Consider the following 1,403-nt stretch of genomic DNA (forward strand, 5'->3'; position numbering starts at 1 on the left):
GTTTGGTAATCTACACTGAAACCGCCCTGTACATTGCCTGTTAAGGTTACTTGAACTGTCGCTGTACCATCACCTTCGTTAACCGTAATGTCACTGATGGTGAGTCCATTGCCTGCACCGCCGTCATTGTCCTCAATAGTTATCTCTCCTTGTGAATCATTGATACCTATCAGCATCGTGCTTAAATTACTCAAATTCACATACAAACGCTCGGTCGGTTCTATCAAAGTATCATCTGCTATTGAAACTTCTATCTCTTTGGTCTCTCCTGTATCTCCTGTAAAAGTTAGTGTTGCTGATTGTACTGTATAATCATCCGGTGCTATCGCTGTACCGTCTGCTGTTTGGTAATCTACACTGAAACCGCCCTGTACATTGCCTGTTAAGGTTACTTGAACTGTCGCTGTACCATCACCTTCGTTAACCGTAATGTCACTGATGGTGAGTCCATTGCCTGCACCTCCGTCATTGTCCTCAATAGTTATCTCTCCTTGTGAATCATTGATACCAATCAGCGTCGTGCTTAAATTACTCAAGTTTACATACAAACGCTCGGTCGGTTCTATCAAAGTATCATCTGCTATTGAAACTTCTATCTCTTTGGTCTCTCCTGTATCTCCTGTAAAAGTTAGTGTTGCTGATTGTGATTGATAATCATCCTCTGCTATCGCTGTACCGTCTGCTGTTTGGTAATCTACACTGAAACCTCCCTGTACATTGCCTGTTAAGGTTACTTGAACTGTCGCTGTACCATCACCTTCGTTAACCGTAATATCACTGATGGTGAGTCCATTGCCTGCACCTCCGTCATTGTCCTCAATAGTTATCTCTCCTTGTGAATCATTGATACCTATCAGTGTCGTGCTTAAATTACTCAAGTTTACATACAAACGCTCGGTTGGTTCTATCAAAGCATCATCGTTGATTAAAACTTCTATCTCTTTGGTCTCTCCTGTATCTCCTGTAAAGGTTAGTGTTGCTGATTGTGATTGATAATCTCCCTCAGCTATCGCTGTACCATCTGCAGTTTGGTAATCTACACTGAAACCTCCCTGTACATTGCCTGTTAAGGTTACTTGAACTGTCGCTGTACCATCACCTTCGTTAACCGTAATGTCACTGATGGTTAGTCCATTGCCTGCACCTCCGTCATTGTCCTCAATAGTTATCTCTCCTTGTGAATCATTGATACCAATCAGCGTAGTGCTCAAATTACTCAAATTCACATACAAACGCTCGGTCGGTTCTATCAAAGTATCATCTGCTATTGAAACTGTAATTGGATGACTCTCTTCGGTAGTGCCTGTAAAGGTTAGCGTACCTGATTGTGATTGATAATCATCCTCTGCTATCGCTGTACCATCTGCTGTTTGGTAATCTACACTGAAACCGCCCTGTACATT

General features: G+C 42.3%; 1 protein-coding gene. It reads right to left on the reverse strand.

The window, feature by feature from the left end; genetic code table 11:
• The coding region (locus HGB55_RS14935) for a Calx-beta domain-containing protein (protein WP_305791991.1) at positions 1-1,403 on the reverse strand (1,403 nt) is incomplete at both ends.

Source organism: Lutibacter sp. B1, from assembly GCF_012524075.1.
GTDB lineage: Bacteria > Bacteroidota > Bacteroidia > Flavobacteriales > Flavobacteriaceae > Lutibacter.